This is a genomic window from Robinsoniella sp. (genome assembly GCF_034124845.1).
Genome location: NZ_JAWYAJ010000273.1, coordinates 1 through 7,672 on the forward strand (window position 1 = coordinate 1; position 7,672 = coordinate 7,672).

A 7,672-nucleotide genomic window follows, 5' to 3' on the forward strand; every position below is an offset into this window, starting at 1 on the left:
ATATCGGTGAATTTGCCATCGGAGTAAATCCCTATGTTCTGGAACCAATGAAGGATATTCTCTTCGACGAGAAGATTATGGGATCCATTCACTTTACACCCGGCAGCTGCTATGACGATGCGTACAACGGCAACCATTCCTCCATTCACTGGGATCTGGTATGGATACAGAGAGCCGAATATGGCGGCGGGGAAATCTACTTTGACGATGTATTGATCCGAAAGGACGGAAAGTTTGTGGTTCCGGAACTGGAGTGCTTGAACCCGGAGAATTTGATTTAGAAAGAAAGTCGATTTGGTTCATAACTAAAATAGCTATCCTCTGTGCCAAGAGAGGATAGCTTTATTAAGTTTCTATTGTTAATGCTTAGAAATCGTATAAGTATATGAATTATGAATCAACTTCCGGAATAGACCAATGCTCCAGATAGGCAGCGTCCTGAGATGGTGGATAATACATCTCCACTCCAAAAGCAGCAGTGCGTATCTGATGCTGTTTCAGCCAGCGGTTCATGAATTTATCGGCTTTAAATACCGCATCCCCGTAAAGCTGGGAAATATTTTCGGCTTCAAACCCGCAGACCAGGTATTCACAGGCAGGCATTTCAAAGGTCTGGTATCCCGGCGCGGTTGTACCTGGAATGATCTCGGCTCCAGCCATGTAGATGCAGTTTCCTTCCTTTGCATTTCCCAGATACAGTGCACCCAGTTCATTGCCATCCGGGAGCAGATTTGGAATCCGGGGTTTTATTTTGTGAAAATTTTCCCAGAGCTTAGCCCCGGCTGCAACCCCGGTAGTTTCTCCGCCCATAAGCTGTTCAATGGGGATCTCGCCCTCAATACCGGCAAATACTCTCGGCTGTTCCAGCCTTCTGCGGAAGATTTCCAGAACCATTCCATCTGTGACCAAAGGTACATTTTCATTTACCATTACATAGTTTAAGATCAAATCCGGCTTTACAAAGTGGTTCAGGACAACCGGTTCTGTACGATACTGTTCCGGAGTGAGACCAAAAGTTTCTTTAAATGCCCGTGTAAAGTTTGAATGGCTGGAAAAACCGTACTCCATTGCAATATCTACAATCCGGCTGTTACCGGATTTCAGAATTTCTGAAGTCTTTGACAGCTTTCTCATCTTAATATAATCAAAAACTGTTTTATTAACGAGGCGGTTAAAAAGTCTCTGGAAATAAAAGGGAGATAAAGAGGCGACATTCGCCAATGTTTCTATTTGCAAATCTTCGTTTAAGTGTTCTTCAATATAATCTACAGATGCCTGTATGGACTCCCATGCGTGCATAACTTGCACCTCCTTTATTTAGTATGGCCTGTATTGCGCAATGAACAGTAAATACAATATACCATATTCAGTTTCATTATGCTTATCAAAGTATGCTCTTTTATCCTCAAAATTCTATCAATATTGTTAAGAGATATTAAGCAAATGTTACAATTGTGAGGATTTTACAAACTTACATCACAATATTTCGCTAAAATATCCCTATTCTGGAATGATTGGGGAGAAATTGATGGCGATCTTAGTTAAAAATATTACAAAATCTTTTACAAAGAATGATGACACAAAAATGCTGGCTATTCTTGAGAACCTTTCCCTGAGTATTGAGAAGCAGGAGTTTGTTTCTTTTGTAGGTCCGTCCGGATGTGGAAAGTCTACGCTGCTTAGAATTATGGCAGGGCTGCTGGATGCAGAGGAAGGAACGGTAGAGATTGGCGGAGAAGTTGTAAAAGGGCCCAGCAAAGAAAGAATGATGGTATTTCAGGATTATGTCCTTTTTCCGTGGTTGACTGTGTATCACAATATAGCCATGGGTCTTAAAATTGGAAAAAATGATAAGGAACGAATACAGAAAAAGGTAGACTGGGCAATTGATCTGGTAGGGCTGAAAGGATTCGAAAAATCATACCCGAATCAGTTATCCGGCGGTATGAAGCAGAGAGTGGCAATTGCCAGGGCATTAGTTATGAACCCAAAGATTCTGCTGATGGATGAACCATTTGGAGCGCTGGACTCCTTCACACGTATGAAGTTACAGGATGAGCTGGTACGGCTTTGCAGCAGGAAAGAGTTTACCACTTGCTTCGTAACCCACGATTGTGAAGAAGCTGTATACTTATCTGACAAGATAGTTGTATTTACAAATTCGCCGGCTGAAATAAAGGAGATTATTACGGTGGATCTGCCAAAACCCAGGAACAGGACAAGCCCGGAATTCCAGGCAATCAGAAACAAAATTCTGGAACTGGGAATCGGCGCTTAAAGCTGGAGCCCTGGCGACAACGCGGCAGATGGCAAAATAGGCAGTGCTGTCCGTAGGGTTTCTAACCGGATGGAGTATAAACTACTTATTAATGCAGTACCGCAGACCTATCTGGGGTATGCAGGAGGTAAAGAAATGGAAACAGCAACATTTAGAACATTGATTGAAGAAATGGCAGAAAAATACCAGGATCGCCGCTTTGTCACCTGCGCGCGAACACTTCGGTCCCTTACCTATATAGAATTGCGTGATAAGATTGATGAAATGAGCCTTCATCTTCGGGCATTGGGACTTCGAAAAGAAGATAAAGTCTTACTTATAATGGAAAACAGTATTGAATTTGCCATTACCTTTTTTGGAGTTACAGACACCGGAGCGGTGGTAATTCCAGTCAATACATACTTAAAGGAAGCAGAGCTTTCTTATCTCATTACGGATTCACAGGCGAAAGCAATTATTACGACTGGAGAATTTGTTGAAACGATCCCAGAAAAATTCCGAGTAAAACAACGGCCTATGGTGGATGGTCATGTCTTACTGAACATAGGGCTGGCGGAGCAGAAATTCCCGGATACAAAGCCGGATCTGCAAGCAGAAGATACAGCCATGCTGCTTTATACTTCAGGTACTACAGGACATCCCAAAGGTGTGATTCTAAGCTATGGAAACCTGCTGGCGAAGGCAGGTCATATTGCGTCAGCACACCAGCTGACAGAAGAGGATGTGGCACTCTGCGTATTGCCATGGTTTCATATTAATGGGCTTGTAATTACTCTGATTACGCCTTTATTTTCTGGCGGAAGTATTGTAATAGCCGGTAAATTCAGTGTGCGCAACTTTTGGAAGGATATTGAAAAATATAAGACAACCTGGTTCAGCGGTGTTCCAACCATGTATTCGCATTTGCTTGCAAAAGGTATTCCTGAGGATGTGAATTTTAGCTCCATGCGTTTTGCAAGATCTGCTTCTTCACCGCTGCCGGTAGCTGTGCTTAATGAATTTGAACAGAAGTGCAGCATACCCATTATAGAGTCCTATGGCATAACGGAAGGCTGCAGCCAGATTACTACCAATCCCATGCCGCCCCTTGCCAGAAAACCGGGCTCCGTAGGTGTGACCTTTGGAAACGAGATTAAGATCGTGGATGCACAAATGAATGAATTGCCGGCAGGCAGCTTGGGAGAGGTTCTGATTAGGGGAGACAACATTACCAGGGGATATTTCCGTAAGGAAGAAGAAACCAAGAAGGCATTTACCGGAGAGTGGTTCCATTCGGGAGATCTGGGGTATCTGGATGAGGATGGATATCTGTTTTTAGACGGTAGGATTAAGGAACTGATTAACCGGGCAGGAGAAAAGTTCTCTCCAAGGGAAGTAGACGAGGTTATTTATCAGATCAATGGGGTAGAACTTGCAGCTACCGTAGGTGTGCCGGATGCAGTGTATGGAGAAGAAGTAGCTGCTTATATCAAAGTAAAGGAAGACAGCACTCTGGAAAAAGAGGATGTAATTTCCTATTGCAAAGAAAGGATTGCAAGCTATAAAGTGCCGCGTATGGTATTTTTTGTAGAGGATATTCCCAAAGGAGGAAACGGGAAGATTCAACGATTAAAACTAGTGGAGATATTTAAGAAAGGACAGGAGCAAGTACGCAGACAGGCTCTGGGGGTAAAGGAATGAAGAACTGGAAAAAAATAGTAGGAATGGCAGCGGCTGCTGCAATTTTTGTGTGCGGATGCGGAGCGGGAGAGACAGCAGGCACATCAGCAGGAACAGCAGGATCATCAACAGAATCATCAGCAGAAACAGCCCCAGGGGAAGCGGCTGACGCAGGAGAGATATCAGGTGAAAGTACTGCTCAGGAGACGGCAGAGAATTCAGAAGGAACCGGGGATGGCAATGAAGCGGCAGAGGATGATCATGTAATTCGGGTGGGTTCGATATTAGCACTGGGAACAGCAACACCTTTTGTTGCCCAGGAAAACGGATTATTTGAAGGAAGCGATATCTCCATAGAAGTAACCCAGTTTGCAGATGGTTCCGCACTGATGGAAGCATTTGCGGCAGGAGAACTGGATGTGGCATTGTCGGGCGTCATACCGGTTGCCACCTGGATTTCCAAAGGTATCGACATGAAGGTTGTTGCCTCTGCCAATGGAGGCGGTCATGTTCTGATGACCAGAAAGGATACAGGCATTACATCGGTTGAAGATTTAAAGGGAAAGACAATTGCAGAACCGAATATTGCTACTGTAACGGACGCTTTGCTAAGAAGTAAAATCCTGGGTGATGCTGGGCTGGATCCGGATATGGATGTTACTCTGATTCCGGGAATGAAGCCGGCTGATATGGCAACAGTCCTGATGGTAACCAAGGAAGTGGATGCAATGATTACCTGGGAACCTTTTGCTGCACAGGCTGAAAAGGATTATGAAGACATTGTAGTTCTCTACGATACCGCAAAGGAGATTAAAGAAGAGACTGGAAGCAGTGCTTTTTATCCAGTTAATGTAGTGGCGGCAAATCAGGACTTTATTGATAACCGCCCGGAAGATCTGGAGAAGTTCCTGGATATTTACAGGAAGACCGTTGAATATATCAACACAGATCCGGGAGCAAATGCAGTACTGGGCAAGGTGCTGGACATGGATGAGACAACTATCCAGGGTGCACGGGAAAGAATAGATTATACATTTGATATTGATGAGGCCGGAACACTTGAGACTTTGCAATGGGCAGCAGATTTGGGTTACATTGACAAAGTGCCGGATAAATCAGAAATATTTTACGAGAAAAAATAGAGAGGGTTTTAAATTCTTATGAAGTATAAAGCAAAACCGTTTTTACAGGGTTGTATAACCATTATTGTCGTGATTATCATATGGAGCATTGCTTCAAAAACGGGGCTGTTTGGGAAATTGGATCCGGATACTGCAAAACTGCTGCTGCCCATGCCAAGTGTGGTGGCGGCAGAATTTATGGATATGATTAAAAGCGGATATCTGCTCAGCAATATCTGGGTCAGTATGCAGCGTGTCCTGATTGGATTTGGAATTGCAGTAGCAATCGGGCTGCCCCTGGGAATCATCATGGGCATCAGTGAAAGTGTCCGTAATTTTATTTACCCGTTGGTTCGATTCTTCTCTCCTATACCGGGGGTTGCATGGGTACCGCTGGCAATCCTATGGTTTGGACTTGGAAACAATGCAGCGATCTTTATAATTGTAATGGGCTCATTGTCTCCGATTATAGTGAATTCTCTTCAGGGAGTTTTAAATGTAGACAAGAAGCTCTATGATGTGCTCAGTATTATGGAGGCAAATACCTGGCAGGTAGTGAAATACTGTATTATACCCAGTATTATCCCTTACATTGTCTCAGGATTCAAGCTGGGTCTGGGTTTCGCTTGGAGGGTAGTGATAGCGGCTGAAATGGTAGGTGTGCCCAAGGGTCTCGGCTACGTGTTAAGCGTAGGCAGAAATACGGCAAATACATCCGTGACCATTATCACGATTATCAGCCTAGGCATTATTATGATGCTTATGGAAGAAGTATTGTTCCGGTTTTTGGAAAACCGAACGAATCAATGGAAAAAATGGGAGTAAAATAAACCGCAGAAAATGCGGCGCTGGAGGAATTATATGATTTTTTCATCTTATCAATTTATACTGGTATTCCTGCCGGTAGTGGCAATTGTGTATGGCATACTGAATCGCTTCCATTACTATTACCTGTCAAAGGTATGGATGGTTCTGGCATCCATGTATTTTTATGCCCAGGGCAGTTCGGATTTCTTTCCGTTCTTTTTGGGAAGTATCTTTGCCAATTATATTGTTGGAACAACTCTCTGCAGGATGCAGAAAGATACATACCGGATAGAGCGTAAGATCCTTATGCTCATAGGTGTACTGGGAAATGTTGCATTACTTGGCTATTACAAATATTATGATTTCTTTATAGAAAATATCAATCAGATAGCGGGCACAGACTTTTTGCTGAAACGAATAGCGCTGCCGATTGGTATTTCCTTTTTCACATTCCAGTTAATTGCATTTCTGGTTGATTCCTATCGGGGAGAGACCAAAGAGTACGGTGTCCTGGAATATCTGTTATTTATAACATTTTTCCCGCAATTGATAGTGGGGCCGATTGTACACCACAAAGAAATAACACCGCAGTTTGAAAATAATGAGAATATGAAATTGAACTACCGCAATATTGCGCTGGGCGTATTTATATTCGCTATCGGCTGCGGCAAAAAAATGCTGCTGGCAGATCCGCTGAACAACAGTGCGGCAGATTTCTACAGCTCTATCAAAGATTCCGTAACCATGTGGGAATCCTGGTTTTATACCATAGAATATTCCGTATCCTATTATTTTGACTTGTCCGGTTATACGGATATGGCTATCGGACTGGGACTGTTTTTCAATATAAAGCTGCCGGAGAACTTCAATGCACCGTTTCGGGCAAGTAATTTCAAGGTATACTGGCAGAGACAGCATATGACACTGTCCAGATTCCTTGGAGGGTATGTATTTAAGAATGTATTCCGCAAAGGTGTGAAGTGGCGTAATTATTACGTAGCTACCATGGTCACCTTTTTAGTATCAGGTATCTGGCATGGGGCAGGCTGGAATTTTATTATCTGGGGACTCATGAATGGTGTCCTGGTTTGTATCGGCGCATATCAGAGCTATCATAAAAAAGAACCGCCATATCTGATTGGTGTTATTATCACCTTTTTCTTTATCGTGCTTACAAGGGTTATTTTCGTGGCATCCAATATGCATGATACCTGGGTGGTATATAAAGGTATGTTTGACTTTAAAGCGCTGTTCGATCTGGGTGCCGCCCAGGTATGGCATCAGATCTCCAATTTTGTGGCGGATCATCAGACTGTAGGGCTGATTACGGTAATCGGGCTTCTGATCTGCTGGTTTGCACCCACCACCAAAACAATGGCGGAGAGATTTAAGCCGAATGCTTTGCATTTCTTATATGCAGGGACACTGCTTGCGATTTGTATCTGTAAAATGAATCAGGTAGTACAGTTCCTGTACTTTCAGTTTTAGGAGGACAGCGAATGAAGTATAAAAAATGGGCAGTCGGATTCCTGGTATTTGTGTTGGCAGTATTTGGGTTTATCTGCGGAATGAATTATTTTGTAGATCCTTTCGGATACTTTTCATTTCGGGGAGGTAATTATGACAACCTTGGTACTGTGGAAGTAAATGACAATAATTACAGCAGGTTCTTTAAAGCAGAACATGTAAAAAATTATCAGGACGAATACGATGCTTATATCATAGGCGGTTCCAAGGCGGGTACATACCTTGCGGACAAAATGAGTGAGATTGACGGATATCGTTATTACAATATGTTTTCCACGGT

Annotated in this window: 8 protein-coding genes; 7 read left to right on the forward strand and 1 reads right to left on the reverse strand. The window is 43.2% G+C overall.

The annotated features are described in order from the left end of the window. Positions 1–281 (forward strand): aminopeptidase (locus ACH2DQ_RS13395; protein ID WP_395027062.1); only part of this gene is annotated, 281 nt, incomplete at its 5' end. A gap of 109 nt (positions 282–390) precedes the next feature. Here the strand turns inward: ACH2DQ_RS13395 and ACH2DQ_RS13400 are convergent. Then, entirely contained in the window at positions 391–1,299 is a 909-nt protein-coding gene (locus tag ACH2DQ_RS13400; protein ID WP_394911066.1) for a helix-turn-helix domain-containing protein, read from the reverse strand. 229 nt (positions 1,300–1,528) lie between these two features. Here ACH2DQ_RS13400 and ACH2DQ_RS13405 point away from each other — a divergent pair, with 229 nt between their 5' ends. The 6 genes from ACH2DQ_RS13405 to ACH2DQ_RS13430 form a co-directional block, all read left to right on the forward strand. Next, positions 1,529–2,278: an ABC transporter ATP-binding protein gene (locus tag ACH2DQ_RS13405; RefSeq protein ID WP_394911067.1), complete on the forward strand. Its 750-nt coding sequence runs from the start codon at positions 1,529–1,531 to the stop codon at positions 2,276–2,278. A 135-nt stretch (positions 2,279–2,413) separates the two neighbouring features. Beyond that, positions 2,414–3,958 (forward strand): AMP-binding protein, encoded by a 1,545-nt coding sequence (locus ACH2DQ_RS13410; RefSeq protein ID WP_394911068.1) that lies wholly within the window; start codon positions 2,414–2,416, stop codon positions 3,956–3,958. Continuing rightward, entirely contained in the window at positions 3,955–5,079 is a 1,125-nt protein-coding gene (locus ACH2DQ_RS13415; RefSeq protein WP_394911069.1) for an ABC transporter substrate-binding protein, read from the forward strand. Before ACH2DQ_RS13410 ends, ACH2DQ_RS13415 begins: the two co-directional genes overlap by 4 nt. A gap of 18 nt (positions 5,080–5,097) precedes the next feature. Beyond that, positions 5,098–5,883 carry an ABC transporter permease gene (locus ACH2DQ_RS13420; protein WP_394911070.1) on the forward strand — a complete coding sequence of 262 codons (786 nt, stop codon included), beginning with the start codon at positions 5,098–5,100 and terminating at the stop codon, positions 5,881–5,883. 36 nt (positions 5,884–5,919) lie between these two features. Further along, positions 5,920–7,353, forward strand: coding sequence for an MBOAT family O-acyltransferase (locus ACH2DQ_RS13425; protein ID WP_394911071.1), 1,434 nt, complete (start codon positions 5,920–5,922; stop codon positions 7,351–7,353). Positions 7,354–7,364: 11 nt separating this feature from the next. Further along, a partial coding sequence (locus ACH2DQ_RS13430; RefSeq protein WP_395027066.1) for a hypothetical protein occupies positions 7,365–7,672 on the forward strand: 308 nt, incomplete at its 3' end.